Here is a 16,848-nt window from a genome sequence, read left to right as displayed (position 1 = left end):
TGAAGATTCGCTTTCTGTGGGAGCGGGCTTGCCCGCGATGAGGCCGTCACAGTCAACAGATGTATTGCCTGCCAGATCGCTATCGCGGGCAAGCCCGCTCCCACAGGAAATCTTTGCTGGCTATTATTTGATCAAGCGCCAGGTGAACGGATACCGGTAAGGGAACCCTTCATTGGCCTTCACGCCAGCAATGATCGTCAGCACCAGTGCACCAATCGCGACCAGACCAAACAGGAAGAACCCGACGATCACCACCATCAGCAGGAAGCAGATGGCAGAAGCAATGGCGACGGTGATCTGAAAGTTCAGCGCCTCCTTGCCTTGCGCATCGATGAACGGGTCGGACTCGCGCTTCATCTGCCAGAGAATCAGCGGCCCGATCAGCGTGCCAAATGGCAGCCAGATCCCCAGCAAGGCGGACAGGTGACAAAACATCGCCCACTGACGAACCTCTCGGCTCGGTGTGGGTAGCGGCAGTTGCTCGTCACTCATGGCGTCCTCCTTGCGTGGAGCAGGTCCGATCAGTCGGCCAGTGCGGCCTTCTGCAGTTCGAAAATCTCGATCATGCCTTTCTTCGCCAGTGCCAGCATCGCGTTCAGCTCTTCCGGCTGGAACGGCGCGCCTTCGGCAGTGCCCTGTACTTCGATGAAGCCGCCAGTGCTGGTCATCACCACGTTGAGGTCAGTCTCGGCAGCCGAATCTTCCAGGTAGTCGAGGTCAAGCACAGGCTCGCCCTGGTACATGCCCACCGAAACGGCAGCGATCATTTGCTTGAGCGGGTCGCCACCTTTGAGGCCGCCACGCTTCTTGATCACTTTCAAGGCATCGATCAGTGCAACCATCGCACCGGTGATGGACGCGGTGCGGGTGCCGCCATCGGCCTGGATCACGTCGCAGTCGACGTACAGGGTGACGTCGCCCAGCTTGGTCATGTCCAGCGCAGCGCGCAGGGAGCGGCCGATCAAACGCTGGATTTCCAGCGTACGGCCGCCTTGCTTGCCGCGGCTCGCTTCACGCTGGTTACGCTCGCCGGTGGCGCGAGGCAGCATGCCGTATTCGGCGGTCAACCAACCCTGGCCCTGACCTTTCAGGAAACGCGGCACGCCATTCTCGACGCTGACGGTGCAGATGACTTTGGTATCACCGAACTCGACCAGTACAGATCCCTCGGCGTGTTTGGTGTAGTTGCGGGTAATGCGGATCGAGCGGAGCTGATCGGCAGCGCGACCACTTGGACGTTTCATAGGGATTACCTGTACGGAGGACGGAAAACTGCCGAGCATTATAGAGCCGTGGGCCGCGAGTGGGCACTTCTAAAAAAATCGCCCGACGATTGAAGCCCCTGAATAGAGCTTAGCCGACGGCCTGCAGCTCTTTGTCACAGCGTGTGTTTGGGCGCATCCGCCCCACTGCGCTACAATCCTGCGCCTTTGCTGCCTGTCGGCTTTAATTCACAGATAGCGGGTCCGCGCAACCATGGGTTACGCGCCGACCTGCATTGCGAGGTACCTCCATGGTGCACAGCATGACCGCCTTCGCCCGCGTCGAGAAAGCCGGCGTCCAGGGCACCCTGAGCTGGGAATTGCGCTCGGTCAACAGCCGCTACCTGGAACCCCACCTGCGTCTGCCGGAATCTTTCCGCGACCTCGAAGGCGCGGTCCGCGAAGCCCTGCGCCAGGAACTGTCCCGGGGCAAGCTCGAATGCACCCTGCGCTTTACCGAAGAAAGCACCGGCAAACCGCTGCAAGTGGACCGCGAGCGCGCCGCGCAACTGGTCGCTGCCGCCGAGACGGTCGCCAGCCTGATCAAGAACCCCGCCGCACTGAACCCGCTGGAAGTCCTGGCCTGGCCCGGCGTATTGGTGGCCGACGCCGCCGACCCGCAAGCGCTGAATGCCGAAGCCTTGGCGCTGTTCCATCAGGGCCTGAAAGAACTCAAGGCCGGTCGCGAACGCGAAGGCACTGAGCTGGCGCGATTGATCGACGAGCGCCTGACCTCTATTGAAGGGGATGTGGTGATCCTGCGTGAGCTGGTCCCGCAGATGCTGGCCACCCAACGCCAGAAAGTTCTCGACCGCTTTACCGACATGAAGGCCGACCTCGACCCGCAGCGACTGGAACAGGAAATGGTCATGCTCGCGCAAAAGAGCGACGTCGCCGAAGAACTGGATCGCCTGAGCACTCACATCATTGAAGTTCGCCGGGTGCTCAAGTCCGGCGGCGCTGCCGGTCGGCGCCTGGACTTCCTGATGCAGGAACTCAACCGCGAAGCCAACACACTGGGCTCCAAAGCCTTCGACCCGCGCAGCACCCAAGCGGCGGTCAACCTCAAAGTGTTGATCGAGCAGATGCGCGAACAAGTGCAGAATATTGAGTAAGGCAAACCCGACATGACCCACAGCACCGGCACCCTGTACATCATTTCCGCCCCTTCGGGCGCGGGCAAGAGCAGTCTGGTCAAGGCTCTGACCGACGCCGACCAGGAGATCCGTGTATCGGTCTCCCACACCACCCGCGCCATGCGCCCCGGTGAAGTGAACGGCGTGAACTATCACTTCGTCGAACGCAGCGAGTTCGTGAAGATGATCGAGCACGGGGATTTCCTCGAGCGCGCCGAAGTGTTCGGCAATCTCTATGGCACCTCGCAAAGCCACCTGCAGCAAACCCTGGACGAAGGCCACGACCTGATTCTGGAAATCGACTGGCAGGGTGCCGAACAGGTGCGCAAGTTGATGCCCCAGGCCCGCTCGATCTTCATTCTGCCGCCGTCCCTGGAAGCCTTGCGTCAGCGCCTGAACAATCGCGGCCAGGACAGCAACGAGGTCATCGAAGGCCGGATGCGTGAAGCCGTCAGCGAGATGAGCCACTACGTCGACTACGACTACCTGATCATCAACGACGATTTCACCCACGCACTGGACGATCTGAAGGCGATTTTCCGCGCCAATCAGCTGCATCAGAAGCGTCAGCAGCAGCGTCATGGCAAATTATTGGCTGAATTGCTCGGCTAAACAGCTCTTCCCAAAACCGCTGCAAGGGCTTTACATTGGCACTTATAGCGCGTTGAAGAGTCTGGTCAAAAAATCAGCGCTTCCCTAATCGCTGGTGATTTTTTAAACTGTTGAGTCCGCTCGCCCACCCGGGCAGCGCGCATATTGCATTCGCTCCGAGGAATACCATGGCCCGCGTAACCGTTGAAGACTGCCTGAACCACGTGGAAAACCGTTTTGAGCTGGTCATGCTGTCCACCAAGCGTGCCCGTCAACTGGCCACCGGCGGCAAAGAGCCCCTGGTCCAGTGGGAAAACGACAAGCCTACTGTTGTAGCGTTGCGTGAAATCGCTGAAGGCCTGATGAGCTACGAGTTCATCGCCAACGCAGAAATCGTCGAAGACGAACCGCTGTTCGCAGCGTTCGAGGACGAGTCCAACGAGGCAGTATAAGTCCATGCCTGGTCGACGTAGCACGGCGCGGGGTCACAACGAACGGCAGGAATTATCATGCCGAGCATAGACGCCCTCGCCGATCGCTTATCGACCTACCTCGGCAAGGACCAGGTCAACCTGGTCCGCCGAGCGTACTTCTACGCCGAACAAGCCCACGATGGCCAACGCCGCCGCAGCGGTGAGGCGTACGTCACGCACCCACTCGCGGTTGCGAATATTCTTGCCGACATGCATATGGACCATCAGAGCCTGATGGCGGCCATGCTGCATGACGTGATCGAAGACACCGGTATTGCCAAGGAAGCGCTGCAAGCGCAGTTCGGCGAAACCGTGGCCGAACTGGTCGACGGGGTCAGCAAACTGACCCAGATGAACTTCGAGACCAAAGCCGAAGCCCAGGCCGAAAACTTCCAGAAAATGGCCATGGCCATGGCCCGCGACATTCGCGTGATCCTGGTCAAGCTGGCCGACCGCCTGCACAACATGCGCACACTGGAAGTGCTGTCCGGCGAAAAACGCCGGCGGATCGCCAAGGAAACCCTGGAAATCTATGCGCCCATCGCCAACCGGCTGGGTATGCACGCCATCCGCATAGAATTCGAAGACCTCGGCTTCAAGGCCATGCACCCGATGCGTTCCGCACGGATCAACCAGGCGGTCAAACGCGCCCGGGGCAATCGCAAGGAAATCGTCAACAAGATCGAAGAGTCCCTCAGCCACTGCCTGGCCATCGATGGCATCCAGGGCGAGGTCAGCGGTCGTCAGAAACACCTCTACGGCATCTACAAGAAAATGCGCGGCAAGCGTCGGGCCTTCAACGAGATCATGGACGTCTACGCGTTCCGGATCATCGTCGACAAGGTCGATACCTGCTACCGCGTGCTAGGCGCCGTACACAATTTGTACAAACCGTTGCCGGGGCGCTTCAAGGATTACATCGCGATCCCCAAGGCCAACGGCTACCAGTCGCTGCACACCACGCTGTTCGGCATGCACGGTGTACCGATCGAGATTCAGATCCGCACCCGTGAAATGGAAGAGATGGCCAACAACGGCATCGCCGCCCATTGGCTGTACAAATCCAGCGGCGACGAGCAGCCCAAAAGCACTCACGCCCGCGCTCGTCAGTGGGTCAAAGGCGTGCTGGAAATGCAGCAACGGGCTGGCAATTCACTGGAATTCATCGAGAGCGTGAAGATCGACCTGTTCCCGGACGAGGTCTACGTGTTCACGCCCAAAGGCCGGATCATGGAGCTGCCCAAAGGCTCCACGGCGGTCGACTTCGCTTACGCGGTGCACACCGACGTGGGCAACAGCTGCATTGCCTGTCGGATCAATCGTCGTCTCGCGCCGCTGTCCGAACCGCTGCAAAGCGGCTCCACGGTCGAGATCGTCAGCGCCCCGGGGGCGCGGCCGAACCCGGCATGGCTCAACTTCGTGGTCACCGGCAAGGCGCGCACGCACATCCGTCATGCGCTGAAACTGCAACGCCGTTCCGAGTCCATCAGCCTCGGCGAACGCCTGCTGAACAAGGTGCTCAACGGCTTCGACAGCTCCCTGGAAAAAGTCCCGGCCGAGCGCGTGCAGTTGATGCTCCACGAATACCGCCTCGAACTGATCGAAGACCTGCTCGAAGACATTGGCCTGGGCAATCGCATGGCTTACGTGGTCGCCCGTCGCCTGCTCGGCGAAGGCGAACAGCTGCCAAGCCCGGAAGGCCCGCTGGCGATTCGTGGTACTGAAGGTCTGGTGCTCAGTTACGCCAAGTGCTGCACGCCGATCCCGGGAGACCCGATTGTCGGTCACCTGTCCGCCGGCAAAGGCATGGTGGTGCACCTGGACAACTGCCGCAACATCAGCGAAATCCGCCACAACCCGGAAAAATGCATCCAGCTCTCGTGGGCCAAGGATGTCACCGGCGAATTCAATGTCGAGCTGCGCGTCGAACTGGAACACCAGCGCGGCCTGATCGCCCTGCTGGCCAGCAGCGTCAACGCGGCCGACGGCAATATCGAAAAAATCAGCATGGACGAACGCGACGGTCGTATCAGCGTGGTCCAACTGGTGGTCAGTGTGCACGACCGCGTGCACCTGGCCCGCGTGATCAAGAAACTGCGCGCCCTGACCGGGGTGATTCGCATCACCCGCATGCGCGCGTAGCCCACCCTTCACAAGGAGTCATACATGACCAAGACCGTTATCAACAGCGACAAGGCCCCGGCCGCCATCGGTACTTATTCCCAGGCGATCAAGGCTGGCAACACCGTTTACATGTCGGGTCAGATTCCTCTGGACCCAAAAACCATGGAACTGGTTGAAGGCTTCGAAGCCCAGACCGTCCAGGTGTTCGAGAACCTCAAAGCCGTGGCTGAAGCGGCCGGTGGTTCGTTCAAGGACATCGTCAAACTGAACATCTTCCTCACCGACCTGAGCCACTTCGCCAAGGTCAACGAGATCATGGGCAAGTACTTCGAGCAACCTTACCCAGCCCGCGCCGCCATCGGCGTAGCAGCCCTGCCAAAGGGTTCGCAGGTTGAAATGGATGCCATTCTGGTCATCGAGTAAACGTGCGGCGCAGCCCGCTAAAGGCTGCGCCGATCTTGTTTTGAAAGGATTCCACCATGCGCCAAGCGCTAGCTCTCTCGCTGGTCGCCCTTCTCTTGGGCGGTTGTGCCAGCGATCCTGCCGATCGTGATATCAGCGGCACCTGGATCAATCAGTCGGCGATCGATGCTGCATCCAAGGGCGGCCCCCTGCGGGAAGCGCTCCAGGCCTATGGCCCGAACCTGGAATGGGACGTCAACACCCGAGCCGGTCAGGCCCGCTACACCAATGGTTTTGAAAACGTCGAAGGCAAGCTGCTGGGCGAAGAGTCCGGCGCGTGGAAAGTCGACTTTTATGGCAGCTCCGCCAGCGAGCTGAAGCGTGATGGCAAGCAACTGAGCCAGGCCGCCAACGACAACGAGCCGGAGCAAGTCTTCGACCGTGCATCGGTCCCGGTACCCGAAGGCGCACCGATTGGCGCGAGTTTCGAGCGAGCGCTGTATTCGGCTTATATGGGCGGCAGCTGGAAAATCGTCAGCGGCCCGGGCGAAGGCAACACCGTGCAGTTCCAGGCCGATGGCCAGGTCGCCGGCCTGCCCGGTGCGGATCGTTATGCCCTGTGCCTGGCGGGCGATTGCGCGTCGATGAGCGGCGGCAACGACAACATCTGGCTGCAGGTGAACGGCCAGGGCAATACCTGGATTTTTGCGCGCAAGGGCAAGGAACTGGAGATTTTCCAGACGGTGAATACCGCACTGGCGGACGAGATGCCTTCGTTTACGCCGGGTGATCGCAAGTGGTTGCTGGAAAAACAGTAACCCGGCCCTGAGGTCAACGCAGAATCCATGTGGGAGCGGGCTTGCTCGCGAAAGCGGTGTAACAGTCAACGATGATGTTGAATGTTATGACCCCTTCGCGAGCAAGCCCGCTCCCACATTTAGGTTTGTGGTGACCGGAAATCAACAGCGGCCTTCGAGGATCGCAGCGTAGCCTTCGCGGAAACTCGGATACTTCGGCGCCCAGCCCAACGCCTTCGCCCGGGCATTGCTGCAGCGCTTGCTGCCGGCACGACGCACACTCGCATCCTCGGCCCATTCAGTCACGCCCAGGTACTCCCGCAACCAGCCCACCACCTCGGCCAACGGCGCGGGCGCATCGTCGACGCCAATATAGCAATCATCCAGCGCCACCCCACGTCGATCCGCCTCAAGCAGAAACGCCAGCAACCCCGCCGCATCGTCGACATGAATGCGGTTGGCGTACAACGGTGGATCGATCGCCACGCGATAGCCGCGGCGGACCTGGGTCAGCAGCCACTCTCGGCCCGGACCATAAATACCGGTCAGGCGCACGAGACTGGCCGGGATGCCGCTATCGAGCGCCACCTGCTCGGCTTCGAGCATCAAACGCCCCGAGTAACCGCCCGCCACCGTCGGCGACGTTTCATCGACCCACTCGCCATCCTGCTGGCCGTAAACGCTGCTGCTGGAAACGAACAGTAGTCGATTGGGTACTTGCCCATAGTCGCTCAGCCATTCCAGCACGTGCTGCAAACCCTGCACATAAGCGGCGCGGTAACCCGCCTCATTGTGATCGGTAGCCGCCGCGCAATACACCAGGTAATCCACCGCACCGATTGGCCAGGTCGCCGGGCAGTCTTTATTGAACAAGTCGCCGGCAACGCCGATCACGCCGTGTGGCAGGCGTGAGACATCACGCCGCAAGCCGTGAACCTCCCACCCGCTAGCCAACAATTGCGTAGCCAGACGACTGCCGACATCACCGCAGCCGGCGATCAAAACAGAAGGCGCGGACATCAGAAAACTCCCATCGGAAAGTCACAGACTAGCGCCGGCAAGGGACACGCGGCTAGCAATGAAGGAAAAAAAGATACTCTATTACTTTTGTTAACAAGAATTACTTGCAATAATGCCTGCCACTTTTGTTCTCGGCCTCACGAGGCCTGGAAGAACATTTACCGTTTTTTTCCTTTCAGGTCCGGCCAGCATGACACCCAATCAATTCCCCGCTTCGCCAACCAAACGACCTCGCGCCTGGAGCGCGGTGGCCGCCCTGCTGCTCAGCCTGATGCTGGCGCCGACCGCCGCCTTCGCCGATGCACAAGCGCCGGCCACCCAGCCTGCTGCCGCTCAAACACCCGCCGCGCCTGCCGTGACACCTGCCGCGACCGATCCGGTCCAGGCCGTAGACGCCGCTGACGTGCCGGAAGTCCTCGAAGCCGACAACACGTTGGGCATGGCCCATGACTTGTCGCCGTGGGGCATGTACCAGAACGCCGACATCATCGTGAAGATCGTGATGATCGGCCTGGCCATCGCCTCAATCATCACCTGGACCATCTGGATCGCCAAGGGCTTCGAGCTGATGGGCGCCAAGCGTCGTCTGCGCACTGAAATCGTCCACCTGAAAAAAGCCGCCACCCTTAAAGAAGCCAGCGCAACGGCAGCCAAGGAAGGCACACTCGCCAACCTGCTGGTCCACGACGCGCTGGAAGAAATGCGCCTGTCGGCCAACAGCCGCGAGAAAGAAGGCATCAAGGAGCGCGTGAGCTTTCGTCTGGAGCGCCTTGTCGCTGCCTGCGGTCGCAACATGAGCAGCGGCACCGGTGTACTCGCCACCATCGGTTCCACCGCGCCGTTCGTCGGCCTGTTCGGTACCGTGTGGGGCATCATGAACAGCTTCATCGGCATCGCCAAAACCCAGACCACCAACCTCGCTGTCGTAGCTCCCGGCATCGCCGAAGCCTTGCTGGCAACCGCGCTGGGCCTGGTTGCAGCGATTCCTGCGGTGGTCATCTACAACGTCTTCGCCCGCTCCATCGCCGGTTACAAGGCACAAGTGTCCGACGCCTCGGCAGAAGTCCTGCTGCTGGTCAGCCGTGATCTCGACCACCTGCCGACCGAGCAGCGCAGCTCGCAACCGCACATGGTGAAAGTGGGGTAATCGGCCATGGGCCTGCATTTGAAAGAAGGCGCAGACGACGATCTGGCCGAGAACCACGAAATCAACGTCACGCCGTTCATCGACGTGATGCTGGTGCTGTTGATCATCTTCATGGTGGCGGCGCCGCTGGCCACCGTGGACATCAAGGTCGACCTGCCCGCCTCTACCGCCAAACCGGCGCCGCGGCCAGAGAAACCGGTGTTCCTCAGCGTGAAAGCTGACCAGCGCCTGTTCCTCGGCGAAGACGAAGTGAAGGCCGAGACCCTCGGTGCCACACTCGACGCCAAGACCCAGGGCAAGAAAGACACGACGATCTTCTTCCAGGCCGATAAAGGCGTGGACTACGGCGACCTGATGAGCGTGATGGACGCCCTGCGCGCCGCTGGCTACCTGAAGGTCGGCCTGGTCGGACTCGAGACGGCAGCCAAGAAATGATCAACACGCGCCAAAAGCTGACGCGTTACAGCGGGAGCCTGGCCGTGGTGCTGGGCGTCCATGCGCTAGCCATTGCGCTGGCGCTGAACTGGACGTCGCGCCCGCCGATCGAGCTGCCGCCGCAAGCGATGATGGTCGAACTGGCGCCGGTTCCGGCCCCGCCACCGCCCGCACCGCCAAAGGTGATCACGCCGCCACAGCCACCGGCCCCGGTGGAAGAACTGCCGATCCCGAAACTGGCTGAAGCGCCTAAGGCCGAAATCGCCGTACCGAAACCGGTCAAGCCCAAGCCCAAGCCTCAACCGCCCAAGCCTGTGGAGAAAAAGCCGGAGCCGCCGAAGGAAAAACCGTCCGAGGAAAAACCGAGCGACGCGCAACCGACCCAGGCACCGACGGAGAAATCCGCTCAGCCGGCACCGGGGCCATCACCGGCGCAGCAAGCGGCCAAGGCCAGTTGGCAAGGCACCCTGCTTGCGCATCTGGCCAAGTACAAAAAGTACCCGGCCAGTGCACAGGCGCGGGGCAAGGAAGGTTTGAACCGTCTGCGCTTCGTGGTGGATGCTGAAGGGAACGTGTTGTCGTTCGAACTGGTGGGCCGCTCCGGCAACGCCGATCTGGACCGGGCCACCCTGGAAATGATCCGCCGCGCACAGCCGCTGCCCAAGCCACCGGCCGATATGCTGAACAACGGCTCCATCGAAATCGTTGCACCGTTCGTTTACTCGCTGGAACGCCGCCGCTAAACACAATACAAAAACCTGTGGGAGCGGGCTTGCCCGCGATAGCGATATAACAGTCAACACAGATGTTGGATATGATGGCCCCATCGCGGGCAAGCCCGCTCCCACAGGTTATGCAACAACCATAAAGGCACCGAAAGGTGCCTTTTGCATATCTGGCAACGGCAAACCTGCATTGCCCAGTGTCACTCAGCACACTCAGTCTGATAACGTGCGTCTATCGATTGCAGCCGGTATGCTTGGCCCGCAACTTCATGGACGCTTGCTATGACTCTGACAGAATTACGCTACATCGTTACCCTCGCCCAAGAGCAGCACTTCGGCCACGCGGCCGAGCGTTGCCACGTCAGCCAGCCGACCCTGTCGGTGGGCGTGAAAAAGCTTGAAGACGAACTCGGTGTGCTGATTTTCGAGCGCAGCAAGAGCGCCGTGCGCCTGACTCCGGTCGGCGAAGGCATTGTCGCCCAGGCACAGAAAGTCCTGGAACAGGCCCAAGGCATCCGCGAACTGGCCCAGGCCGGCAAGAACCAGTTGACCGCCCCGCTGAAAGTCGGCGCGATCTACACTGTCGGCCCGTACCTGTTTCCGCACCTGATTCCACAACTGCACCGGGTCGCCCCGCAGATGCCGTTGTACATCGAAGAAAACTTCACCCACGTGCTGCGCGACAAACTGCGCAACGGCGAGCTCGACGCGATCATCATCGCCCTGCCGTTCAACGAAGCCGACGTGCTGACCTTGCAGCTCTATGACGAGCCGTTCTACGTCCTGATGCCAGCCCAGCACCCGTGGACCCAAAAAGAATCCATCGACGCCGCTCTGCTCAACGACAAGAGCCTGCTGCTGCTCGGCGAAGGCCACTGCTTCCGCGATCAAGTGCTGGAAGCCTGCCCGACCCTGGCCAAAGGCAACGACGGCGCCAAGCACACCACGGTGGAATCCAGCTCGCTGGAAACCATTCGCCACATGGTCGCCTCCGGCCTGGGCATTTCGATCCTGCCGCTGTCGGCAGTCGACAGCCATCACTACGCCCCAGGCGTGATCGAAGTGCGTCCACTGAGCGCGCCGGTGCCGTTTCGCACCGTGGCCATCGCCTGGCGCGCGAGCTTCCCGCGGCCGAAGGCGATTGAAATCCTCGCCGACTCCATTCGCCTGTGCTCGGTGGCCAAGCCGCCAGCGCCGGTGGTGGCCGGTTAAGTCGCTGCCATGACCGAGTTGTCGCAAGTGTCGGTGACGGCACTCAAGGGTGTCGGCGAAGCCATGGCCGAGAAACTGGCCAAGGTCGGCCTGGAGAATCTCCAGGACGTGCTGTTCCACCTGCCGCTGCGTTATCAGGACCGTACCCGCGTGGTCCCGATCGGCCATTTGCGACCTGGGCAAGACGCCGTGATCGAAGGCACCGTCAGCGGCGCCGATGTGGTCATGGGCCGTCGCCGTAGCCTCGTTGTACGTCTACAGGACGGCACCGGCGGGCTCAGCCTGCGCTTCTACCATTTCAGCAACGCCCAGAAAGAAGGTCTCAAACGCGGCACGCGCATTCGCTGCTACGGCGAAGCGCGGCCCGGAGCCTCGGGGCTGGAGATCTACCACCCGGAATACCGCGCCATCACCGGCGACGAGCCACCGCCGGTGGACGAAACCCTGACCCCGGTTTACCCGCTCACCGAAGGCCTGACTCAACAGCGCTTGCGCCAGTTGTGCATGCAAACCTTGACCCTGCTCGGCCCCAGCAGCCTGCCCGACTGGCTGCCGACCGAACTGGCCCGAGACTATCAACTGGCGCCGCTGGCCGATGCGATCCGCTACCTGCATCACCCACCCGCCGATGCCGATGTCGACGAACTCGCCCTCGGTCATCACTGGGCCCAACACCGTTTGGCCTTCGAAGAGCTGCTGACCCATCAACTGTCCCAGCAGCGCCTGCGCGAGAGCATGCGTGCCCTGCGCGCGCCGTCGATGCCAAAAGCCACGAAGCTGCCGACTCAGTATTTGGCCAACCTCGGCTTCACACCGACCGGCGCCCAGCAACGGGTCGGCAACGAAATCGCTTACGACCTCAGTCAGCACGAGCCGATGTTGCGGCTGATTCAGGGCGACGTCGGCGCCGGCAAAACCGTGGTCGCTGCCCTCGCCGCACTGCAAGCGCTGGAGGCCGGTTATCAGGTCGCCTTAATGGCGCCCACAGAGATTCTCGCCGAGCAGCATTTCATCACCTTCAAGCGCTGGCTCGAACCGCTGGGCATCGAAGTCGCGTGGCTGGCCGGCAAGCTCAAGGGTAAAAATCGTGTCGCCGCGCTGGAGCAAATCGCCAGCGGTACGCCAATGGTGGTCGGCACCCACGCGTTGTTTCAGGAAGAGGTGCAGTTCAAGAACCTGGCGCTGGCGATCATCGACGAACAACATCGCTTCGGCGTGCAGCAGCGCCTGGCATTGCGACAGAAAGGCGTCGGCGGGCGGATGTGTCCGCACCAGCTGATCATGACCGCCACGCCGATCCCCCGGACGCTGGCCATGAGCGCCTACGCCGACCTCGACACCTCGATCCTCGACGAACTGCCGCCCGGCCGTACGCCCGTAAACACGGTGCTGGTCACCGACACCCGTCGCGTCGAAGTGATCGAGCGCGTGCGCGGCGCTTGTGCCGAAGGGCGACAGGCCTATTGGGTGTGCACGCTGATCGAAGAGTCGGAAGAGCTGACCTGCCAGGCCGCCGAAACCACGTATGAAGACCTCACCGCCGCCCTCGGCGAGTTGAAAGTCGGTTTGATCCACGGTCGCATGAAGCCCGCCGAGAAAGCCGCAGTGATGGCCGAGTTCAAGGCCGGCAACCTGCAACTGCTGGTCGCCACTACCGTGATCGAAGTCGGCGTCGACGTGCCCAACGCCAGCCTGATGATTATCGAAAACCCCGAACGCCTCGGGCTCGCGCAGCTGCACCAACTGCGTGGCCGTGTCGGTCGAGGCAGCGCCGTCAGCCATTGCGTGCTGCTTTACCATCCGCCGCTGTCGCAGATCGGCCGTCAGCGCCTGGGCATCATGCGCGAAACCAACGACGGTTTTGTCATCGCCGAAAAAGACCTCGAACTGCGTGGCCCCGGCGAAATGCTCGGCACGCGCCAGACCGGTCTGCTGCAATTCAAGGTCGCCGACCTGATGCGCGACGCCGACTTGCTGCCCGCCGTGCGCGACGCCGCTCAGGCTTTGCTCGAACGCTGGCCGGATCACGTCAGCCCGCTACTCGACCGCTGGCTACGCCATGGGCAGCAATACGGCCAAGTGTGAGCACTGTCGCAGTTTCCGGACCCTGGCGTTAAACAAGCTGGTTATACTCCTGCAATTGTTTGCAAACGGATACAGACTATGACCGACGTTGCCCTCGCCCCTGAAACCCCGCACGCTCCGTCTGTTATTCGGCTGCTGCTCGGCAAACTGGGCATCGCCTACGAAGAAGTCTTCGACCATCACGGCCTGAACGCCGCGCGTAAAGTGCAGGCAGTCTTGCTCGACGATGCGGTCGGCGCGCTCATGGTGCTGTTCCCCCAGAGCCAATTGCTGGACCTCAACCGCCTCGCCGAACTCACCGGCCGCCGGTTGACTGCTGTATCCACCGAGCGCCTGGTAAAAATGCTCGGCAAACACAGCCTGAGCCTGCTGCCCGGCCTGCCGGCGCTCACCAGTTCGCCGTGCCTGTATGAAGAAAGCCTGCTGCGCGAACCGACGTTGCTGATCAACTCGGGCGAGCCGGGCGTGCTGCTGGAAATCTCCAGCGACGATTTCAAAGCCATGCTCACCAAGGCCAGCGCCGGCAATTTCGGCGAAGCCGTGAACCGCATCCGTCCAAACCTCGATCGCCCCGACGATGACCGCGAGGAAATCACCCAGGCCGTGCAAGCGTTCACCGCACGGCGCATCCAGCAGCGCCTGGAAGAAACCATCGAGATTCCGCCGCTGGCCGAAACTGCGCAGAAAATCATCAAACTGCGCGTCGACCCCAACGCCACCATCGACGACATCACCGGCGTCGTCGAAACCGACCCGGCCCTGGCCGCACAAGTCGTCAGCTGGGCAGCGTCGCCGTACTACGCCTCGCCGGGCAAGATTCGTTCAGTGGAAGACGCCATCGTCCGGGTATTGGGTTTCGACCTGGTGATCAACCTGGCGCTGGGCCTGGCCCTGGGCAAAACCCTGAGCCTGCCCAAAGACCACCCGCAACACACCACGCCGTACTGGCAGCAATCGATCTACACCGCCGCCGTCATCGAAGGCCTGACCCGCGCCATGCCCCGCGCCCAGCGCCCGGAAGCCGGCCTGACCTACCTCGCCGGCCTGCTGCACAACTTCGGCTACTTGCTGCTGGCCCACGTGTTCCCGCCGCACTTCTCGCTGATCTGCCGCCACCTGGAGGTCAACCCGCACCTGTGCCACAGCTACGTGGAACAACACCTGCTGGGCATCAGCCGCGAACAGATCGGCTCATGGCTGATGCGCTTCTGGGACATGCCCGACGAACTGGCCACCGCCCTGCGCTTCCAGCACGACCCAAGCTACGACGGCGACTACGCCGAATACCCTAACCTCGTCTGCCTGGCCGTGCGCCTGCTGCGCAGCCGCGGCATCGGCTCCGGCCCGGACGAAGACATCCCCGACGCCCTGCTGGAACGCGTCGGCCTGACCCGTGACAAAGCCAACGACGTTGTCAGCAAAGTTCTGGAAGCAGAAGTGCTGCTGCGCGAACTGGCTTCGCAATTCAGCCAGGCCTAAAAGCATCGCGGGCAAGCCACGCTCCCACAGGATTTAGGCGATCCCTGTGGGAGCGGGCTTGCCCGCGATGAATCCCCCGCCGATCTACCTGAATCACCACAACCCTGTGGCGAGGGAGCTTGCTCCCGCTCAACTGAGCCAGCAACGACAGGAAGCAAGCGCCCTGCTATGATTTGACGGCAAATAGAGGGCTTTCCTATGACCCAAACAGCCAGTGTTGCAAGCCAAGTCCGTAAGCTTGCGAAAGAAAACAAGGTCACTGCTGGACGTGACGGCATAAGTCGTATGGCCGTGAGCATTACCCATTTGGCTGGCGATGTCGTCGAGTTGGATGGCATCGAACAGTTGCTCGTCAATCTCAAGAGAAAAGGCATTCTGAGCAAGTCTGAAATCCTGGTGCTCCAAGGGCGCTATCTTCAAGAAAGGCGTGCACAGAAACGTAGCGCATGACTTTTGATCCGTTCGGCGACTTCGAAACTTCTGGATATCTTCAAAACTCGCTGCAACTGAAAGATCCCACTGAAGTAAAAGAGTCAGAGCATCTTTCGTTCGAATTGAGTATCGAAGATGCGCTTGCCTATTTGGCAAAGAAGAAGCCCATCGATTACAAGACAGTACTCAAAGTTCACGAGATCCTGTTCTCCGGCTTCTATCACTGGGCAGGAAAAGACCGGAACGAGCTTGTCCCTCACCTGGCAGTCTTCAAGGGCTCCCTCGACGATCCCCGCAGCACCGTCTTCGAGCGCCCGGACTCCATCAAAATGTCTGTCGACTACGCGCTTAAGCTAGCAGCTGACAAGAAACGTTTCAGAGACCATCCCGGCGGGGTGATGGGCCAGCTGGCTTTCGCACACCCCTTCCTGGACGGCAATGGGCGCACGATTCTATTAGTCTTCATGGAACTCTGTTATCGAGCCGAGTTCGCCATCGACTGGTCAAGGACAAACAAAGACGACTACCTGCGGGCACTCAGCGACGAGATCCGAGAGCCTCGCGAAAGGCATCTCGACAACTATCTCAACCCGTTCGTAATCGATATATCCAGTCGTGACGAGTGGCCAGAGACCATCGGTGGTATCAGAGGCCTGGATGGCCTGGACAAGGAAGACATCACATACGAGAACCTGGACAACCCGCAAGTCCAGCAGATCTATAAGACATACCGGGCCCAGCCACTCGACGCCGACGGGCCTCCTGAGTCGGATGGCTGAAGAGGCTGGCTTGCTCTCGAAAAATCCCGGCACGTTACCCGAAAGACCTATGCCTTCGGCTTGGCCTTCTTCGGCTTCAAATACTTGGTCAACCCCTGAAACCAGATCACCAACGCCGGGTTGCCCTTGATCTGAATCGACTTGTCCTGAATCCCCGTCATAAACGCCAACTGCTTGTTCTTCGCCTGCATCGTGTCAAAGCCATACGCCGCGTCTTTAAAGGCAATCGCAAACGCAGGCTCGGCATACACACCCGACTTGCTGGTAATGCGCTGATCCTTCACAAAGAAATGCCGCGCTACCTTCCCGTCCTGGGTCTGTAGCTGAAACACCAATGCCTTGTCACCCAACTGCTGCTGAAACGCAGGATTAGTCCGACTGGCCTTACCCATCAACAAACCCAGCATCCACAGAAGAAAACGAAATTTCATGCGCAAAGCCTCAAAAGAAAAATGAACGGCCGGCGCAGTGTAGCGGCTTCAAGCCAGAACGCCACCATCGGGTTGCGTTAGAAGAAGATGAACTGCTTTTCCCGCATGATGACCGCCAAGTCACGCTTTACCGCCTCAACCCTGATCATTCCCACGCTCCCGCGAGGGAATGCATCCCGTGACGCTCCGCGTCACACCCAACACCCGCCCTACACCTGAAGAAACACATTCCTGTAGGAGCTGCCGAAGGCTGCGATCTTTTGATCTTGATGCCCTCAAACTTATCGGACATTTCCTTCAAAACGCCGGGCCATCCAT

Annotated in this window: 18 protein-coding genes; 14 read left to right on the top strand and 4 right to left on the bottom strand. The window is 60.7% G+C overall.

Going from position 1 to position 16,848, the window contains the following annotated elements; all coding sequences use genetic code 11:
* Positions 1 to 123: 123 nt before the first annotated feature.
* Together AB7M26_RS06235 and rph are read right to left on the bottom strand one after the other, a co-directional pair.
* Positions 124 to 492, bottom strand: coding sequence for a DUF4870 domain-containing protein (locus AB7M26_RS06235; protein ID WP_008073410.1), 369 nt, complete (start codon positions 490 to 492; stop codon positions 124 to 126).
* 29 nt (positions 493 to 521) lie between these two features.
* Entirely contained in the window at positions 522 to 1,244 is a 723-nt protein-coding gene (rph, locus tag AB7M26_RS06230) for a ribonuclease PH (protein WP_008007612.1), read from the bottom strand.
* Positions 1,245 to 1,513: 269 nt separating this feature from the next.
* Between rph and AB7M26_RS06225 the strand changes: the two genes are divergently transcribed.
* The 6 genes from AB7M26_RS06225 (at position 1,514) to AB7M26_RS06200 (ending at position 6,806) form a co-directional block, all read left to right on the top strand.
* Complete coding sequence (locus AB7M26_RS06225) at positions 1,514 to 2,377, top strand: YicC/YloC family endoribonuclease (protein ID WP_123499449.1); 864 nt, start codon at positions 1,514 to 1,516, stop codon at positions 2,375 to 2,377.
* Between the two features lie 12 nt (positions 2,378 to 2,389).
* On the top strand, positions 2,390 to 3,010 hold the full coding sequence (gene gmk, locus AB7M26_RS06220; RefSeq protein ID WP_123499447.1) for a guanylate kinase: 621 nt from the start codon (positions 2,390 to 2,392) through the stop codon (positions 3,008 to 3,010).
* A 167-nt stretch (positions 3,011 to 3,177) separates the two neighbouring features.
* Complete coding sequence (rpoZ, locus tag AB7M26_RS06215) at positions 3,178 to 3,441, top strand: DNA-directed RNA polymerase subunit omega (RefSeq protein WP_007894670.1); 264 nt, start codon at positions 3,178 to 3,180, stop codon at positions 3,439 to 3,441.
* A 57-nt stretch (positions 3,442 to 3,498) separates the two neighbouring features.
* Entirely contained in the window at positions 3,499 to 5,604 is a 2,106-nt protein-coding gene (spoT, locus tag AB7M26_RS06210) for a bifunctional GTP diphosphokinase/guanosine-3',5'-bis pyrophosphate 3'-pyrophosphohydrolase (protein ID WP_123499445.1), read from the top strand.
* A gap of 24 nt (positions 5,605 to 5,628) precedes the next feature.
* On the top strand, positions 5,629 to 6,009 hold the full coding sequence (locus tag AB7M26_RS06205) for a RidA family protein (RefSeq protein WP_095633622.1): 381 nt from the start codon (positions 5,629 to 5,631) through the stop codon (positions 6,007 to 6,009).
* 56 nt (positions 6,010 to 6,065) lie between these two features.
* Positions 6,066 to 6,806, top strand: a complete 741-nt coding sequence (locus AB7M26_RS06200; protein WP_123499443.1) for a hypothetical protein — start codon at positions 6,066 to 6,068, stop codon at positions 6,804 to 6,806.
* 141 nt (positions 6,807 to 6,947) lie between these two features.
* Here the strand turns inward: AB7M26_RS06200 and AB7M26_RS06195 are convergent, their stop codons facing one another.
* Positions 6,948 to 7,805: an SDR family oxidoreductase gene (locus AB7M26_RS06195; RefSeq protein ID WP_123499441.1), complete on the bottom strand. Its 858-nt coding sequence runs from the start codon at positions 7,803 to 7,805 to the stop codon at positions 6,948 to 6,950.
* Positions 7,806 to 7,995: 190 nt separating this feature from the next.
* Between AB7M26_RS06195 and exbB the strand changes: the two genes are divergently transcribed.
* The 8 genes from exbB to AB7M26_RS06155 all read left to right on the top strand — a co-directional run bounded on the left by exbB (position 7,996) and on the right by AB7M26_RS06155 (position 16,099).
* On the top strand, positions 7,996 to 8,952 hold the full coding sequence (gene exbB, locus AB7M26_RS06190) for a tonB-system energizer ExbB (protein ID WP_123499439.1): 957 nt from the start codon (positions 7,996 to 7,998) through the stop codon (positions 8,950 to 8,952).
* Between the two features lie 6 nt (positions 8,953 to 8,958).
* A complete protein-coding gene (gene exbD, locus AB7M26_RS06185; protein WP_007894651.1) occupies positions 8,959 to 9,387 on the top strand; it encodes a TonB system transport protein ExbD in 429 nt (142 codons plus the stop codon).
* Entirely contained in the window at positions 9,384 to 10,130 is a 747-nt protein-coding gene (locus AB7M26_RS06180; protein WP_123499437.1) for an energy transducer TonB family protein, read from the top strand. Before exbD ends, AB7M26_RS06180 begins: the two co-directional genes overlap by 4 nt.
* A gap of 264 nt (positions 10,131 to 10,394) precedes the next feature.
* Positions 10,395 to 11,324: a hydrogen peroxide-inducible genes activator gene (locus AB7M26_RS06175; protein ID WP_008007618.1), complete on the top strand. Its 930-nt coding sequence runs from the start codon at positions 10,395 to 10,397 to the stop codon at positions 11,322 to 11,324.
* A 9-nt stretch (positions 11,325 to 11,333) separates the two neighbouring features.
* On the top strand, positions 11,334 to 13,409 hold the full coding sequence (recG, locus tag AB7M26_RS06170; RefSeq protein WP_123499435.1) for an ATP-dependent DNA helicase RecG: 2,076 nt from the start codon (positions 11,334 to 11,336) through the stop codon (positions 13,407 to 13,409).
* A 78-nt stretch (positions 13,410 to 13,487) separates the two neighbouring features.
* Entirely contained in the window at positions 13,488 to 14,888 is a 1,401-nt protein-coding gene (locus tag AB7M26_RS06165) for an aminoacyl-tRNA deacylase and HDOD domain-containing protein (RefSeq protein WP_123499433.1), read from the top strand.
* Positions 14,889 to 15,086: 198 nt separating this feature from the next.
* The gene (locus tag AB7M26_RS06160) at positions 15,087 to 15,338 is read left to right on the top strand and encodes a hypothetical protein (protein WP_008007621.1); all 252 of its coding nucleotides are present in this window, start codon (positions 15,087 to 15,089) and stop codon (positions 15,336 to 15,338) included.
* Positions 15,335 to 16,099, top strand: a complete 765-nt coding sequence (locus AB7M26_RS06155) for a Fic family protein (RefSeq protein WP_123499431.1) — start codon at positions 15,335 to 15,337, stop codon at positions 16,097 to 16,099. The genes AB7M26_RS06160 and AB7M26_RS06155 overlap by 4 nt, the downstream gene beginning before the upstream one ends.
* 47 nt (positions 16,100 to 16,146) lie before the next feature.
* On the opposite strand, the gene AB7M26_RS06150 is transcribed toward AB7M26_RS06155, so the two are convergent.
* Positions 16,147 to 16,530 (bottom strand): helicase, encoded by a 384-nt coding sequence (locus AB7M26_RS06150; RefSeq protein ID WP_123499428.1) that lies wholly within the window; start codon positions 16,528 to 16,530, stop codon positions 16,147 to 16,149.
* Positions 16,531 to 16,848: the final 318 nt, after the last annotated feature.

It is taken from the genome of Pseudomonas sp. F-14 TE3482, assembly GCF_053629455.1.
The sequence above is the reverse complement of the archived record's forward strand: the minus strand, read 5'-3'. Positions and strand labels throughout refer to the sequence as shown.

Excerpts from the sequence above, each read along its gene's own strand:
- AB7M26_RS06235 (WP_008073410.1), bottom strand. The coding sequence starts at position 492 with ATGAGTGACGAGCAACTGCCGCTACCCACACCGAGCCGAGAGGTTCGT.
- rph (WP_008007612.1), bottom strand. The coding sequence starts at position 1,244 with ATGAAACGTCCAAGTGGTCGCGCTGCCGATCAGCTCCGCTCGATCCGC.
- AB7M26_RS06225 (WP_123499449.1), top strand. The coding sequence starts at position 1,514 with ATGGTGCACAGCATGACCGCCTTCGCCCGCGTCGAGAAAGCCGGCGTC.
- gmk (WP_123499447.1), top strand. The coding sequence starts at position 2,390 with ATGACCCACAGCACCGGCACCCTGTACATCATTTCCGCCCCTTCGGGC.
- rpoZ (WP_007894670.1), top strand. The coding sequence starts at position 3,178 with ATGGCCCGCGTAACCGTTGAAGACTGCCTGAACCACGTGGAAAACCGT.
- spoT (WP_123499445.1), top strand. The coding sequence starts at position 3,499 with ATGCCGAGCATAGACGCCCTCGCCGATCGCTTATCGACCTACCTCGGC.
- AB7M26_RS06205 (WP_095633622.1), top strand. The coding sequence starts at position 5,629 with ATGACCAAGACCGTTATCAACAGCGACAAGGCCCCGGCCGCCATCGGT.
- AB7M26_RS06200 (WP_123499443.1), top strand. The coding sequence starts at position 6,066 with ATGCGCCAAGCGCTAGCTCTCTCGCTGGTCGCCCTTCTCTTGGGCGGT.
- AB7M26_RS06195 (WP_123499441.1), bottom strand. The coding sequence starts at position 7,805 with ATGTCCGCGCCTTCTGTTTTGATCGCCGGCTGCGGTGATGTCGGCAGT.
- exbB (WP_123499439.1), top strand. The coding sequence starts at position 7,996 with ATGACACCCAATCAATTCCCCGCTTCGCCAACCAAACGACCTCGCGCC.
- exbD (WP_007894651.1), top strand. The coding sequence starts at position 8,959 with ATGGGCCTGCATTTGAAAGAAGGCGCAGACGACGATCTGGCCGAGAAC.
- AB7M26_RS06180 (WP_123499437.1), top strand. The coding sequence starts at position 9,384 with ATGATCAACACGCGCCAAAAGCTGACGCGTTACAGCGGGAGCCTGGCC.
- AB7M26_RS06175 (WP_008007618.1), top strand. The coding sequence starts at position 10,395 with ATGACTCTGACAGAATTACGCTACATCGTTACCCTCGCCCAAGAGCAG.
- recG (WP_123499435.1), top strand. The coding sequence starts at position 11,334 with ATGACCGAGTTGTCGCAAGTGTCGGTGACGGCACTCAAGGGTGTCGGC.
- AB7M26_RS06165 (WP_123499433.1), top strand. The coding sequence starts at position 13,488 with ATGACCGACGTTGCCCTCGCCCCTGAAACCCCGCACGCTCCGTCTGTT.
- AB7M26_RS06160 (WP_008007621.1), top strand. The coding sequence starts at position 15,087 with ATGACCCAAACAGCCAGTGTTGCAAGCCAAGTCCGTAAGCTTGCGAAA.
- AB7M26_RS06155 (WP_123499431.1), top strand. The coding sequence starts at position 15,335 with ATGACTTTTGATCCGTTCGGCGACTTCGAAACTTCTGGATATCTTCAA.
- AB7M26_RS06150 (WP_123499428.1), bottom strand. The coding sequence starts at position 16,530 with ATGAAATTTCGTTTTCTTCTGTGGATGCTGGGTTTGTTGATGGGTAAG.